Annotated in this window: 12 protein-coding genes and 2 pseudogenes; 10 read left to right on the top strand and 4 right to left on the bottom strand. The window is 53.3% G+C overall.

The window, feature by feature from the left end:
- Window positions 1-180: 180 nt before the first annotated feature.
- The 10 genes and pseudogenes from HX824_RS10320 (at window position 181) to HX824_RS10280 (ending at window position 9,834) form a co-directional block, all read left to right on the top strand.
- A complete protein-coding gene (locus HX824_RS10320) occupies window positions 181-1,182 on the top strand; it encodes a CDP-6-deoxy-delta-3,4-glucoseen reductase (protein WP_177051122.1) in 1,002 nt (333 codons plus the stop codon).
- A pseudogene (locus tag HX824_RS32895) lies at window positions 1,169-1,947 on the top strand (dienelactone hydrolase family protein). Before HX824_RS10320 ends, HX824_RS32895 begins: the two are co-directional and overlap by 14 nt.
- Before the next feature lie 92 nt (window positions 1,948-2,039).
- Window positions 2,040-2,492, top strand: a complete 453-nt coding sequence (locus tag HX824_RS10310; protein ID WP_256346965.1) for a cache domain-containing protein — start codon at window positions 2,040-2,042, stop codon at window positions 2,490-2,492.
- Between the two features lie 2 nt (window positions 2,493-2,494).
- Window positions 2,495-2,665 (top strand): hypothetical protein, encoded by a 171-nt coding sequence (locus HX824_RS32520; RefSeq protein WP_256346964.1) that lies wholly within the window; start codon window positions 2,495-2,497, stop codon window positions 2,663-2,665.
- 267 nt (window positions 2,666-2,932) lie between these two features.
- On the top strand, window positions 2,933-3,298 hold the full coding sequence (locus HX824_RS10305) for an ABC transporter substrate-binding protein (RefSeq protein ID WP_177051121.1): 366 nt from the start codon (window positions 2,933-2,935) through the stop codon (window positions 3,296-3,298).
- A 229-nt stretch (window positions 3,299-3,527) separates the two neighbouring features.
- Window positions 3,528-4,022 (top strand): ABC transporter substrate-binding protein, encoded by a 495-nt coding sequence (locus HX824_RS32890; RefSeq protein ID WP_177051276.1) that lies wholly within the window; start codon window positions 3,528-3,530, stop codon window positions 4,020-4,022.
- A gap of 495 nt (window positions 4,023-4,517) precedes the next feature.
- Complete coding sequence (locus HX824_RS10295) at window positions 4,518-5,648, top strand: OmpP1/FadL family transporter (RefSeq protein WP_177051119.1); 1,131 nt, start codon at window positions 4,518-4,520, stop codon at window positions 5,646-5,648.
- Window positions 5,649-5,753: 105 nt separating this feature from the next.
- Complete coding sequence (locus tag HX824_RS10290; RefSeq protein WP_177054514.1) at window positions 5,754-7,529, top strand: CocE/NonD family hydrolase; 1,776 nt, start codon at window positions 5,754-5,756, stop codon at window positions 7,527-7,529.
- Between the two features lie 810 nt (window positions 7,530-8,339).
- Window positions 8,340-8,834 (top strand): annotated as a pseudogene (locus HX824_RS32885) (methyl-accepting chemotaxis protein); the annotation flags it as partial.
- Window positions 8,835-8,922: 88 nt separating this feature from the next.
- Window positions 8,923-9,834 carry a DAPG hydrolase family protein gene (locus HX824_RS10280; RefSeq protein ID WP_177054513.1) on the top strand — a complete coding sequence of 304 codons (912 nt, stop codon included), beginning with the start codon at window positions 8,923-8,925 and terminating at the stop codon, window positions 9,832-9,834.
- A 1,441-nt stretch (window positions 9,835-11,275) separates the two neighbouring features.
- Here HX824_RS10280 and HX824_RS10270 read toward each other — a convergent pair.
- The 4 genes from HX824_RS10270 to HX824_RS10255 all read right to left on the bottom strand — a co-directional run bounded on the left by HX824_RS10270 (window position 11,276) and on the right by HX824_RS10255 (window position 14,517).
- On the bottom strand, window positions 11,276-12,037 hold the full coding sequence (locus HX824_RS10270) for an SDR family NAD(P)-dependent oxidoreductase (protein ID WP_177051946.1): 762 nt from the start codon (window positions 12,035-12,037) through the stop codon (window positions 11,276-11,278).
- A 252-nt stretch (window positions 12,038-12,289) separates the two neighbouring features.
- Window positions 12,290-13,816, bottom strand: a complete 1,527-nt coding sequence (locus tag HX824_RS10265; RefSeq protein WP_177054512.1) for an IS66 family transposase — start codon at window positions 13,814-13,816, stop codon at window positions 12,290-12,292.
- Between the two features lie 51 nt (window positions 13,817-13,867).
- Window positions 13,868-14,203, bottom strand: a complete 336-nt coding sequence (gene tnpB, locus HX824_RS32515; RefSeq protein ID WP_177051942.1) for an IS66 family insertion sequence element accessory protein TnpB — start codon at window positions 14,201-14,203, stop codon at window positions 13,868-13,870.
- A complete protein-coding gene (locus HX824_RS10255; RefSeq protein WP_177051940.1) occupies window positions 14,200-14,517 on the bottom strand; it encodes a transposase in 318 nt (105 codons plus the stop codon). The genes tnpB and HX824_RS10255 overlap by 4 nt, the downstream gene beginning before the upstream one ends.
- Between the last annotated feature and the right edge of the window lie 329 nt (window positions 14,518-14,846).

Raw genomic sequence — 14,846 nt, 5'->3', positions numbered from 1 at the left:
TAATCATGCGCCAGGCCGTGGTCGGAAGGGTTGTCTGTGGCACGGTCAAGCCCGCCTCGCCCGGGCGCAAGATTCAAATCAGGAAAGTGCGTATCGACAACGAAAAGTGCGCTCTGGCCTGCCTTTCGCGCGTGACCATGGCGGTGCCGCAAGGCGCCAAGTGATACTGAGGACAGGCTCATGACTTATGCAGTGAAGATTCAACCTTCAGGCCAGAGCTTCGAGCTGGCGGAGGAACTGACTATCCTCGATGGCGCCTTGGCAGATGGGTTGATGCTCAAGCACAGCTGCCGTGAGGGCACCTGCGGCAGTTGTAAGGGCCGGTTGGTATCCGGGACAGTCGATCATGGAGACAGCCCTATGGATGTGCTCAGTGAGCAGGAGCGTGCTGAGGGGCTGGCACTATTCTGCTGCGCACGGGCCAAGTCCGACCTGATCATCGACGCACCGGAAGTTACCGAACTGCGCGGGATAAGTATCCAGCAGACGGCCGGAAGGGTAATGACGTTGGAGAAGGTCAGCCACGATGTGATGGTGCTGCGCGTGGCGTTGCCGCCAGGCACTACCTTCCGTTATCTCCCGGGGCAGTACCTGCAATTCCTGCTCAAGGATGGCTCACGACGCAGTTACTCGATGGCCACATCTGCGCTGCGCGGCAATCAGCTGGAACTGCATATTCGCCATATGCCGGGCGGAGTGTTCAGCGGCTTCGTCTTCACTGGCCTGCAGCCCAAGGCGATGCTGCGCATGGAAGGCCCATTCGGCTCCTTCTTCCTGCGTGACACTGCTGCGCCGATGATCTTCCTAGCCAGTGGCACCGGCTTCGCGCCGATCCAGGCGCTGCTCGAGCAACTGCGCGAGCAGGGCAATACGCGCCCCGTCTACCTTTACTGGGGGGGGCGCCGACGTGAGGATCTGTACCGCCACGAGCAACTGCTGCGATGGACCGCCGAACTGCCCTGGCTCAGTTACACCCCGGTGTTGTCCGATGCCAGCGAGGCGTGTGACTGGCAGGGTGCGACGGGCTTCGTCCATCAGCAGGTACTCAGGGATTTCCGCTCCCTGCGTGAGTTCGAGGTATATGCCTGCGGCGCGCCTATCGTGGTCGACTCGGCACGACGTGACTACGTCGAGCAGCTCGGCTTGCTGGCGGACAACTTCTTCGCCGATGCCTTCGTTTAGCCCTCTTACAGGAGAAGCGTACATGAACGACAGTGCTTGCGTGATGGTGCAGCGCCTGGATTACCGAGGCAATGATGGTGTGCCACTGGTGGCGTATTTGGCCCTGCCAGCAGGCACTGAACCTACTCCGGCCGTGCTGGTGGCGCACGAGTGGTGGGGCAATAACGATTATCCGCGCAACCGCGCCCGTCAATTGGCCAAGCAGGGCTATGCGGCATTGGCACTCGACATGTATGGAAATGGTTAAACAACCACTTCGCCCGATGAAGCGCGCACTTGGATGCACTGGCCGATTCTGAGCGGCTGCGTATGCGCTTCGAGGCCGGTCTGGAGCTGCTACGCCGTCAGCCGCAGGTCAGCGATCAGCAGGTCGCGGCTATAGGTTACTGCTTTGGCGGTCGGGTGGTACTCGATATGGCACGTCAAGGGCTCGACCTGATCGGGGTGGCCAGCTTCCATGGCCTGCTCGGTACCGACACTCCGGCGATCCCCGGCATGGTTAAGGCGGTGATTCTGGTTGCCCATGGCGACGCCGACGAGCTGGTGAGCGAGAGTGATTTGTCGCGCTTCGAAGTCGAGATGTATGAGGCTGGCGTGCGCTACAGCCTCAAGCGCTACTCGGGCGCGCTGCACTCCTACAGCAATCCGGCTTCTCCCAACTACCGCAAGGTCGCCGACCAGCGTTCCTGGGCGGATCTGATGGAGTTTCTGCGACAGCTATTTGACGAAGATAGATCTAAAAGAGGGCTGTCAGCCAGCAGCTGAAAAAAGCTTATGGATGCCGCAGGAATGCGGCAGCCTTCAACTTGCCCTAACAACAATTGAGGCATACACCGATAGTGCCCGGGTTGCGACACATGCGTACTAGCACGCGCATCCTGCTTTTGATCCTCAGTGTAGTGGTGTTCATTGTCTGCCTGAGCCTTTGGTTAGGCTCTGTGTTGCAGCGTAACCTGCTGGAAGAGAAGATCTCAGGTATTTGCACCCCGTTGGATACCGCATCCGACCTGTTGGCCCATTACGACAAGCAGGTGTTCGCTGGTCACCTTAGCCTCGAGGAGGCTCAGCGCCAAGCTGCTGAAGTTGTCAGCACCATCCGCTATCTGGGTGACAATTACCTGCTGATCCTCGACCTCGACTACCTGATGGTCATGCATCCGACCGCGCCAGCGCAGGTCGGTAAGCAGGTCGAAGGTTTCGAGGACGTCAACGGCAAACTGTTCGCCCGGCTGCCAATCCGCACCATCATCCACCGCTCAACGACACGGTCTCGGCGCTTTCCCGCGCGACGCGCGAGCAGACCGATCTGACCATGCTCCTACCCCTCGATGGCAACGACGAGCTGACCCAGGTGGCGTATAGCTTCAACCGTTTGGTCGACGCCGCTCAACAAGTGATCAGCAGCATGGAGCTGGCCAGCCAGTCGATCTCACGCGCCGGCGACGACCTTGACCACCAGCGCTTTCTGAGTGCAACACACTGATTGCAGCATGAGCGATGTCGAGCATTGCGGTGACAACACTGTCTGTGAAGGTTTCTTAGGTCAGCTCAAACGGGAGTGCGTCGGCCATCTGTCGTATCGAATCCATGATGAAGCATCAGCGTATCTACTCGACTGCATCGAGCGTTTTCATAACCTACGAATGCGTAATAGAGTTTCCCGGAAATATGAAGTTTTCAGCCTTTTTCAAACCGTCCTTGGGAATGGGCTGGAGCCATTAAAATGAGAGCAATAATTTGGAGTTACAGAATGAATTTCTTACACATTATTGTTGCTCTAGCGTCGCTTATGGAAGCGGCGCAGGCGGACATAAGGGTAGGGCTCTCTATCTCCTCCTCTGGCCCTGCGGCATCTTTAGGTATTCCTGGGCGTTATACAGTCAGACTATTCCCAAAAGAGATAGCTGGAATAAAAGTTGATTACATGGTTATTGATGATGGCAGCATTCCAGGTCGGGCAAAAGATAATTTTGAAAGCTTAGTCGATGAGCATAACGTCGATGTCTTGATCGGAGGTTCAATTATTCCCACCGCTATCCCTATCTCTGAAGTTGCGAAATCAAAATCAACTCCATTCATCATCCTTTCGCCTCTGGTTTCTCAGGGGGCAACCTAGGGCTGGGTCTTTACCATCCCGCAAACTAATGAGTTGATGGCACAAGCCTTGATCAAGTATATGCAGGTTCATGGCGTCTTATCACTGGGCATTATAGGGTGACAATATTTAGGGCGATGAGTGGTTTGGAGTTTTGAGTCGCTTTGCTGGCAGTACGGGAATCAGAACTATCTCTGATGAGCGATACGATCCCAGCGATGCTTCGGTATCAGTATAGGCGCAACAAGCCCTGGCCTCCAGTCCCGACGCCATTTTCATTGCTGCCGGAGGAGCCTCCGCGACAGTTCCTCATACAGAGTTGAAGCGACTCGGATACAAAGGGCAGATCGACCACACGCACGCGGCAGCTAATCAGGCATTTTTGCGTATGGGAGGAAAGGCGCTGGATGGCGCCGTTCTGCCTGTCGGACCTGTCTTGGTGTGGGATCAGCTCCCTGAGAGTCATCCCTCAAAGCGAAAAGCGCGCGACTTCTCAAAAGCCTATGAGCGGGGGATGGGCCCGGACAGCGTTTCTGTATTCGGGACATATTTATATGACGCTATGCAGCTCATAGCCGCCTCGACTCCAAACGCCCTGAGCAGTGCCCGCCCAGGAAGCGTTGAGTTCCGAAAAGCGCTGCGTGCGGCCCTGGAGAGCAGTGGGCGTGTGGTTGGTGCTCATGGCATCTACGAGTTTTCGCCAGAAAGTCATGTCAGCAGCGAAGAGCACATCGAGAGCTGGTAAGGGCCGTGGATCAGAAGTGGGTTCTGATTGATTCTGACGGCTGAGCGGTGCCGTGTTTGACAGTGCAGTAGCGAAGCTTCTGATCCTGAGGCCTGGCTGGCGGTGGAGCGTATGAGCTGGCATACAGTATTGCATTTTGTCGGATTCTTGCTTGGCGCCAAAAAACTCAATGAATTCTGTTGACAGAACGTTTTTCACGCGTCATAAATACACATGTGTATGTGTATCCTATGTGTGACTACACCGCGCCTCGATCGCAATGCGCAGATCGGGATAAGAAAACAAAAATAAAAATCGGAGCTAACTCGATGATCTCGCGTGCAGAGTCTCGTTCAACTCGACCAGTAACCCACCTCATCACATTCAAGACCTTTCTCTCTTGGTCACAGTCAAGATGGCTGCTCTAAAAATTTTTTGTTCTGCGTATGACGCAGACGTAATCTTTGTAGCTAGCAAGCTAATAAACTTAGAGCTGCTAATTAAAGAGTGAAAGTTATGAAACTAACAAAGTTTTCTTTGGTATCTACGCTGTCTCTGCTTTCCGCTTCTGTTATGGCGAGTAATGGCACCATTATGTCTGGTTATGGGACAAAGAACTCGATGATGGGGGGGGCGTCGATTGCGCTTCCGCTTGATTCAATCGCCGCAGCTAACAATCCGGCAGGTATGGGTAAGGTCGGTACGCGTGTAGACTTTGGTTTGCGTATATTCCATGGGGACGCGGATAACTCATTCCATGGGAATGATAATGAAATCGAAGACATGACGATGGCAATTCCTGAAATGGGTGCAAACTACCAGTTCAGTGATGATGTCACAATCGGCTTATCAGTTTTTGGTAGCGGGATGGCTACTGACTACGAGAAACAGGTCGTTCCAATCCCCGGTCTAAGTAAGTCCAGTAACACTCTCAATCAGATAACCATCGCACCTACCATTACTAAACGTTTTGGTGAGTCTTTCTATGTCGGTTTCTCGCCGACTATTATGTACACGTCAATTGAGACTAATGGTGTTCCTGGGAAAAAAGATACTTCTGACTCGGCTACTGCTTACGGATTTCGCGTAGGGGCTCTATGGGAAGCAACTGAGCAATTATCCCTTGGTATGATGTACACCCCGCGCACTAAGGCCGGAGAGTGGGGAAGATATAAAAACGATATATTTGCATCTTCAAATGGTAGGTTTGATGCGCCAGAGCAACTTGGTGTCGGCTTTGCTTACAAGGTCGCACCTGGTACTACCATCGCCGCCGATGCGATGCGAATCTATTGGGGTGACGTTGACTTCCTTAATGCGAAAGGGGGGTCCGGATACGAGGACATGACTGTTTATCGCATTGGCATTTCCCAAGATATTACAGATCGACTTGTATTTCGCGCTGGCTATAGCCACGCAGATAAATTTGCGCGCTCTGAGTACGCGGATGGACTCTTTCGTGGCCCAGGTATCTCAAATAAGAGCTTTGCGCTTGGTTTTAGCTATGCTCTTTCTGACGGTTACGACCTACAGTTAGGTTATGAACGACAATTGCCTGAGAAGCTTGAAGGCTCTGGTGCAAGCACTGGAACCCGGCTTGATGTAGATTATAACTATATATTGTTTGGGGTGTCGAAGAGCTTCTAGTAGTAGCTTTCGTATAGGGGGTTCATACTCTGTCCTGTAGTGATAGTGCTGGCGTGAGTATGTGGCTCCCTAGTTCCAGTAATCATTAGATGAATGGTGTGGGTTGTGAAAGTCAAACGAGCTGATATTCTTCCTGGTGTCTCTGTGCCTTATATTGAGATGAAAAGTCCACTATTGCCCGAGGCGCGCACACCGGCTTTTGCGCCAGGCACCAAACGGTTCCCGAAAGGTGAACAACTTGTTGCAAAGGGGTTGAGGCTGCCTTGCAGTATTGTTCTTGACCAAGATGTCAGCGTGCCTATGCGGGACGGAATTAAACTCGTAGCAAATATTTATCGACCCGAGGGCGATGTTCAGCAACTACCGGTTGTGATGTCGTTTACCCCGTATGGAAAAATGGGTGGGTATTGGCATTTAGGTCGTTTCCCGTTTAACGGAGGCATTCCCCTAGACTCTCTGTCTGGTCTGCAATCATTTGAAGCACCAGATCCTGCGTATTGGTGTGATCACGGCTATTGTGTTGTGTATGTTTGTGCGCGAGGAACTGATCATTCAGAAGGTGATCACAACTTCCAGGGTAGTTCTAGCGCTAATGACGCTTATGATGCTATTGAGTGGATTGCGGCCCAGTCGTGGTGTAATGGCAGTGTGGGGATGGCGGGGAATTCTCAACTGGCGATGATTCAGTGGGCTGCAGCAGCGGTGCGACCACCGCACTTGAAGGCAATTGCTCCATGGGAGGGTCTCTCAAATCATTACCATGAAAATATTTGTAGTGGGGGTATTCCTTTTCCAAGTTTTCATGCCGATGTAATTGATCACAGCTATGGCAATGGGATGATTGAGGATGTGTGTGCAGCTCTTAAGGAGCGGCCTTTCTACGACGAATATTGGGCTGACAAGGCACCCGATATTGAGAATATAAATATTCCAGCATATGTGGTTGCTAGTTATACAAATCAACTGCATTGTAAGGGCACCTTTGCAGCGTATAGAAAATTAGATCCCGCTCTTTCATGGCTTCGTATCCATAATACGATGGAGTGGCCGGATTTTTATACGCCTGCATATGTTGAAGATATGCGTCGCTTCTTTGATCGCTATCTCAAAGGTAATAAGAACGACTGGGAAAAAACCGCGCGTGTTAGAATGGCGGTATTGGATCTTGGTGGGAAAGATGTTGTTGATCGCCCAGAAGATACCTTTCCTCCGAAAGGTGCCACTCTTAGATCGTTCTATCTAGATGGCCGAGCTCGAAAATTGGTTAATGATCCTGTGGCTTGTTCTTCGGAAGTCAGCTATCAGTCTGATGACCGAAAAGGGAAAGTAGAATTTGAAGTTAAGTTCACTAAAGACACAGAGATTTCTGGGTATCCCGCATTGCGTTTGTGGGTGCATAGCGACGACGCAGATGACATGGACATCTACGTGGTTGTTGAAAAGGTGCGTCGTCGAAAACCGCTGTTCCGATCTATCATGCCTCCTCCATTCAAGCCTTTGGTTGCTTTGATTGGTTTTTTGCATCGCAAAGGGATTTTTAAATACGGTTTCTCTATATTTAATGGTCCCAATGGGCGCTTGCGGGTATCTCGGCGAGAGTTGGATGGTGTGAATTCCAAAGAAAATTTACCGGTTTACAAGTTTAACTCTGAGCAGAAGCTAGCGCGCGGTCAAGTTGTTCCTGTAGATATTTCAATTTTGCCCACCAGCATGAAGTGGAGTGCTGGAGATACGCTCCGACTGAGTGTTATGGGTTATGAGAGGCGCGGGCAATGGTTCCCAGCTGTTGATTTCCCAGAGTCAATTAACGTCGGCAAGCACGTGATACACACTGGTGGCGAATTTAATTCGGTCTTGACACTCCCTATCGTAGAGCGCTGACTGGAATTTTAAGTATCGCTACCGTTGTCCTCTAATTGGTTAGTTGTGGTTTCCTCAGATATCCTTCGGTAAGGGTTAACTGCCTAGACATTGAGGGGCTGAGGAGGCCTCTTGCTTTTTCGATAGTGTGCTGTTGGACGTTCTTACTGCTGTTTTTGACTTTCTATTTATGGCACTTATTGATATTTATTTATATTTCGAACTGGTGCGAGGGAATAGATGTTCTCAGAAATGACTTTCTCGACATTGTTGGTTTTCTGTGCTTGTTTTGTTCTGGTTGTTGTTGTGTCTTTTTATGTTTGCAAGTATTTTTTGTTGGCTCCATTTGTGGATATCGTTGAAGCGTTGAAAAATGTGGCTGGCGCTAAGGTAGACCTTACACTCAGGCTTGATAATTCCTGCAAGGGCGCGGCAGGTGATTTGGCTGAAAGGTTTAATGACTTGGTACGTCGAATCCATGAGTTGGTATCGGGGGGGCAAGGCGGAGTTGGTGAACTGAAAAGCAGCGTATTAGCCCTTAAGAGAAATTCAAACTTTACAAGAGAAAGCATAGACAATCAGCAGATCGAAATTGATAGTATCGCTTCGTCTGTGTCGGAGTTAGAAGCGTCTGCCGAAGAGGTGGCCGTTAGCGCTAGACTAGCGGCAGAGGCTTCAGCAGACGGGGTTCGCGGCGTCGGGGACGCGCTTAAGACTGTTATTGAATCATGCGATGCTGTGAAAAGTCTTTCAGGGGAGCTGTCACTTGCCTGCGATGTTGTCACTGTTTTGGGTAAAGAAATTAGTTCAATTTCTGCTGTTTTAAAGGAAATTGAGGGTATCGCAGAGCAAACAAATCTCCTGGCGCTAAATGCTGCAATTGAGGCCGCAAGAGCAGGGGAGTCTGGGCGCGGATTCGCAGTGGTTGCAGATGAGGTTCGCAACCTTGCTAAGCGTACTCAGAACTCTACAAATGAAATCTCAAATATGATGGAACGCTTGCATAGTGGCGCCGGCAAGGCAGTTGAAGTAATGGTGGCCTCTAAAACCCTATCTCGCATGAGTATGGAGCGGGCGCATGATTCGATGGTGTCAATTGATAGGATAAATTCAGCTATCCAATTAATTGGTGACATGAATTCACAGATCGCCTCGGCGTCAGCGCAGCAAAAAGACGTTGTGGGTGAACTCGGTTTTTCTATCAATCGGGTCGCACAGCAAGGGCATAAAGTTTCTGAGGCGGCTGTTGATAACGATGTTTACAGCAGTAAAATAGAATTTGTGGCTGATACCCTGGAAAGTAACGTGTCTAGCTTTAAGGTTTAACCTCAATTTAGTTATCGGAGATCATACTTTTGGTCATGGACATGGACATTTTAATTTTGCTTAAGCTTACAGTTGAGAGGATTGTGCGGTGAAATATAAACTTTCAAAAAGCGACTTTGCTCCAGCGCCCGCGTCATATCAAACTGAACCACGCTACCTTGGTTATCGGGAGAGTGATTGTTCTAAGCCCTACGCCAATTATTTTACAGAACAAGTTGCTAAAGTTCAACCGCATGTGATTGAGGCCATTGCAGTTGGTCGCCAACCTGATGAGTTCGCATATCAAATCGATGAAGCAGCGGTACGCATGTCTCGTCCCGGCTACGAGGCAATGGAGACAGGGTATGCGCAACTGCCAGACGGCAAGATACTCGTCTCAGTTTTGACAGATATGCCAGGCGTCTGTGCTGAGGAGTGGGATTGGTGGTTCGGGTGGCACGGAGTAGAAACGGCACGTTATAAGCTGTGGCATCCCGGTGCCCATTTCTATTCTGCCGTCGGGCAGGATCGCCGTTCTGATCGTAGTCTCACCGATAGGCAGCGATATGTGGGAAATGTTTCATACGTGGATGAGTATCTCGGCCCTGATAGTAGCCCTTTGTCCGTGCGCTTTCTTGACCCACGGGCTGTTGGTTTTCTCGAGGCCAAACCCGGCTGCACAACAATCGTTGCTCGTGGCGGATTTAGCACCTCTCCGATCAGCTTTGCTTGGTTGATTCATCAAATCCGGCCAACCTCAAACGGATGTGAGATGCGCTCCCGCTTCTTCGTGAATGACCTTGAGGTTTTGAGATTACCATCTGCGTCCATTGCCGGTGGTGGGGCAGGGCGCTTGTTAACAACACCGCTTGGGGGGGTGGTTGAGCCGATCTTGCGCCGCTTTGGGGGCGTTAAGGCTGACCATTTTGGTCCCGTTATGCTTATGCACTGTGCGCAAGAAATGAACCATCTGGCTCGTTTCCTTCCGCAATTGCGCGAAGAGTTCAAGGACTTGCCTTGATAATTATTCTTCAAGATGGGCATGTCGGCCGGTAAAACGGGATGCAACACGTGCCCCTTCTGATAAGGCCCTGTTCTAAGATGTATCCCGAGCTTAGCATTCAAGAGAGCGCCACCATCCAAATCGGCTATCTTCAGCTTTTCAGTCCGGCCTGTTCCGGGGGGAGTGGTCTGTCCCGGGCTGAGTGGACACTGACTTAAGGTGGATCATATCTACGGCAAGGAGTGTTCATGATCCATACCAGAAGACGTTTTCCCGAATCCTTCAATCGCGAGGCGGTATATCAGGTGCTGCTGGTACGCCGCTTCGTCATGTAGCCGAGACGCTGTGGGCATTGCTGAAAGCCTGTGGGCAAATGGATGCGCCAGTATGAGCCGCAAGCTGACGATGCCTTTCCGGGCAACGGCAAGCACCGGGGCGAGAGGGCGGCGCTTCGTCGCTTACGCCAGCAGTTGGCGTAGGTCACCATGGCGCGCGATGTACTAGAAAAGGCACTCGCCATCTTCTCGAACCCCACTAAGTGAAGTTTGGCGACATCGAGGCGTTGGCCGGTCGCTATCCCGTAGCACCGATGTGCCGGCTGCTGCAGATATCCCGCAGCGGTTTCTATGCCTGCAGCAGCGGCCTCCCTAGGCGAGAGAGAAGGCGAATCGGCGTCTGAGCAAAGAGATCGCATCACCCACCACGAGGTGAATGGGATCTAGGCCAGCGCGGCGAATCAAGGCCGAGTTTGCGGCCTTGGGGCATGTGTGTGGTCCGACGCAGAGTCGCATCGACTGATGCGCGAAGCTGTTCTGCGTGTTTGTTCGCACAAGCGTTGGCGACTGGTTTCCAGCGGTCGTAATGCTCTACCGATTACCCGAACCCGCTAGATCGCCAGTTCGCCTCGGATCGCGCCAATCGGAACAGGGTCTCGGAGATGACCTATGTGCGTACCGCCCAAGGCTGGCTGTATCTGGCCGGTGTACTCGATCTCCATTCACGCGCTGTCGTTGGTTGGGCGATCAGCTCTGATGTATTCTACTCTGAATAGGGCCGTTGCATGCCGACAGCCGAAAGAACAATTACTACTGTACTCGGATCATGGCAGCCAATACTGGGCGCACGGCTACCAGTCCTTGCTTCGGCGACATCGAATCGTGCCCAGCCACCCACCTCCGGGGAACTGCTGGGACAACGCCGCGATGATAAGCTTCTTCCGCTCGCTGAAGGCTGAGCGGGTGTATGTGACTCGGTACACCAAATACCAAGAGGCCAAAGCCGACCTGTTCTACTGCATCAGCTCTTAAGATCACCGTCGTCGCCATTCGACGTTGGGTATCCGTCCGGCAAAGTCATCTAGCCCCCCCCTCCAAAGCTATCGTATCCGACCGGCGTTTGAGCCCGTCGGCAAAGCAAAGTAACTCGTCTTCTCGCGCCACCCCTGCGGAGCGCGCTCAACCTAGGTCAGATTTAATCCGCCGTCTGACAGGAGTATCTCACCGGTTAAGTAGTCCGAATCAACCAACATTGCAACAGCGTTTGCAATGTCGTCTGGGCTAGCGGCCCTGCGCATTGGCGCGCGATCTCGCCACAACTCTTGGGCATCTGTCCACTCTGCGGTCAGAGGTGTGTCGACCAAGCCAGGCGCCACAGCATTTACGCGAATGTCTGGCCCAAGTGACACCGCGAGCAAGCGGGTCATGTGATTGAGCGCAGCTTTGCTCACCGCGTAGGGAATGGATGCGCCCTTAGGACGGACACCCGCATGCGAACTGATGTTTACGACGCTACCTGCTCGACGGTAACGGGCGGCATCGCGCAATGCCGATTCGACCAATGCGACTAGGTGGAAAGGCGCCACGACATTAATCTCGTTAAGTTCGTGCCACACCGCCGAAGTGGCAGAGGCAAGGTCGCTATGCGGAATAACTCTGCTGATGCCGGCGTTATTGACCAATACGTCGAGCTGACCCCACGCGGCGATCGCCTCGTTAACAAGCCTGACCCTGTCAGCTTCAACAGCAAGATCAGCTTGCACGTAGATAGCCTGTTTCATTTCGGCAGCCATAGCGCGACCCGTATCCGCAGAATTTCGCGAATGGAGAACCACAGCATAGCCTGCCCGGCTCAGTGTACGTGCAATGGCTGCGCCGATACCGGAAGTGGATCCTGTAACCAACGCGACGCGTAGTGCGTTATCGATTGGAGGATTGGGTTTCATATGGAAATCTCGAAGGGGTTGCTAGAGAACCACCACCGCAGCACCATGGGTCGTGGTAGGTGGGAATCGTTTCCTATCTGCTGGTAAGTTGCCGACCCTGAATTTCGTGCTGTTGGAAGTCATATTTGTGCAGCTGGTTCTTGAAATGCAGTCTGGATATCTCAGTGTGCACCCGTTTCACGAGTTACTGATGTTTGTTTCGAGGTCACGGAATGGACAACAATATACCTCAGGGCATCCCGACTTCCGTAACTAAACGGGTTGCCATTTATGCGGCAGCAATTCGGAAATCTCACTCGCACGCTGCGTCGGCAAGCGCGTGAGAACGTCCTTCAAATAGGCATACGGATCGTGCCCATTTAGCCGTGCAGATTGGATCAAGCTCATGATCGCCGTCGCCCGCTTGCCGCTGCGTAACGATCCTGCAAACAACCAGTTCGACCGCCCAAGCGCCCACGGCCGGATCAAGTTCTCGATCTGATTGTTGTCGATGGGCACAGCACCATCTTCCAGGTAGCGCGTCAGCGCTACCCAGCGTTTGAGGCTGTCATCCAGAGCCTTGGCCGTGGCCGAACCCTCGGGCACAAGTTCACGCTGAGCCAACATCCACTCATGCAGCTTTTCAGCGATGGGCACTGCCGTTTCCTGGCGTAATCGCCAACGGTCTTCGTCGCTCATTTCCTTGGCGTGCCGCTCGACTCCGTAAAGCCCGCCAATCGAGTGAAGCGCCTGCTCCGCCAATTGGCTTTTATTGGCTATATGCAGGTCAAAGAACTTGCGGCGCGCATGGGCCATGCAGCCGATTTCGGTAATGCCCAGCTCGAAGCTGGCCTTGTAGCCAGCGAAGTCATCGCAGACTAGCTTGCCGTTCCACGTGCCCAGGAAGTTACGCGCGTGTTCGCCGGCACGGCTGGGGCTGAAGTCGTAGACCACGGCCTTGAGGGCCGAGAATGGCGTAGTGCTGTAGGCCCAGACATAAGCGCGGTGGGTTTTCTTCTCGCCGGGCGCCAGCATTTGTACCGGCGTTTCATCGGCGTGAACCACGCGCTGGGCCAGCACCACCTCGCGCAGCGCATCGACCAGCGGCTGAAGCTGCACGCCGGTTTGACCCACCCACTGCGCCAGTGTCGAGCGCGGGATAGCCAGGCCGGCACGGCCGAAGATCTTCTCCTGTCGATACAGCGGCAGGTGGTCGGCGAACTTGGCCACCATCACATGCGCCAGCAGGCCCGCCGTGGGGATGCCCTTGTCGATCACTTGAGGCGGCACCGGCGCCTGGATCAGTGTTTCGCACTGCCGGCAGGCCCATTTCCCACGCACATGCTGCTCGACAGTGAACACGCCCGGCGTGTAATCCAGCTTCTCGCTGACATCTTCACCGATGCGCTGAAGCTGGCAGCCGCACGCGCATTGCGTGTCGTCCGGGTCGTGATGGATCACAGTGCGTGGGAACTGCGGTGGCAACGGCGCACGCTTGGGTTGCTGGCGTGGTTCTGCCTGCGCGGGTGCTGGATGAAGGGCTTTTAACTCGGCCTCGATGGCTTCGAGGTCAGTATTAAGCAGGTCGTCGAGCAAGCTGCCTTGCGCCGGGCTGATCTGCTCACTGCGCTTGGCGAACTTGTGACGTTTAAGGAGGGCGATCTCGTGAGTGAGCTGCTCGATGATCGTTTCATCACGATGGATCTTTCTGCTTTGGGTGTCGACCTTGGACATCAACTGCGCAGCCAGTGTGCGCAGTTGTTCGGGGGTCATTTGGTCGAGATCGGGCAAGGAAGTCATGGGGGTGGATTTTACCAAAGCAGCCTGACTGCTTCAGCTAAAAGGCAACATTTAAAGCAATGTAATTGCGCCGCACGCACCGACTCGTTGCCAAGGTAATCCAAGTACCAGCGCCTGAAGTTGTTCGGGGTCGAGTTCGACCTCCGTCCCACGATGGAGGCCTGGCCAATGAAATTTGCCCTGGTTCAAGCGCCGTGCTGCCAGCCAGATACCGACGCCGTCGTGCACCAGGACTTTCATCCGATTGGCCCGACGGTTGGCAAAGAGGTAAGCGCAGTGCGGCTTCGCCGCACCGAACACCGCGACCACTCGGGCCAATGCCGTCTCGGTGCCGGCGCGCATGTCCATGGGCTCGGTGGCGAGCCAGATGGCATCGACGCGAATCATTGGGCCAGGCCACGAATGAAACACGCGCAGCCGTCCGGATCCGAGGCTGGCCATTTTACGGTGATGGATTTATCACCCAGAGGCAGCGAGATGATCACCATCTCTTCTGATGCTCGCCTTGGTACCGTTTTTACCGGAACGAAAGCCGGCAAGGTTGCAGGCGATTGATCCCGGTAACTCGGTAGCCACTTGCGGATCACGTTAGCATTGATGCCGTGATGGATGGCTACGCTGGAAATCGTCGCTCCGGGTTGCAGGCATTCCTGAACGACTTGGGCTTTGAATGGTTTGGGGTAAGAGCTTCGTTGGCGCATGGAAATCCCGGCGATAAGGGCGATCGCGTCCGCTTAAAAATACGCGGACACCATCGCCCTTAATGCTGGGATTTTGAAGGTGTGTTCGCCGGCCGCTTACGACGTTGGGCTATCTCAGTTCTATGGAGTTTGATCGGCTAAATGCGAGCAGTAGCTCTTAACCACTTGTCCACCAGTTTCGGGAGAGACCAGGCGCTGGTCATGGCACCTCCTGGTGGGCTTCATTATGAGGCATTGAGGTGTTTACGAAACTAGGGGCGACTCTCAGGAGCCGTATCCGGTAGTTTCGCATTTACGAATCTGTGTTGCAGCAACCATATAACTCGCCA

This window comes from Pseudomonas sp. D4002, assembly GCF_013385665.1.
Taxonomy (GTDB): domain Bacteria; phylum Pseudomonadota; class Gammaproteobacteria; order Pseudomonadales; family Pseudomonadaceae; genus Aquipseudomonas.
The sequence above is the reverse complement of the archived record's forward strand: the minus strand, read 5'-3'. Positions and strand labels throughout refer to the sequence as shown.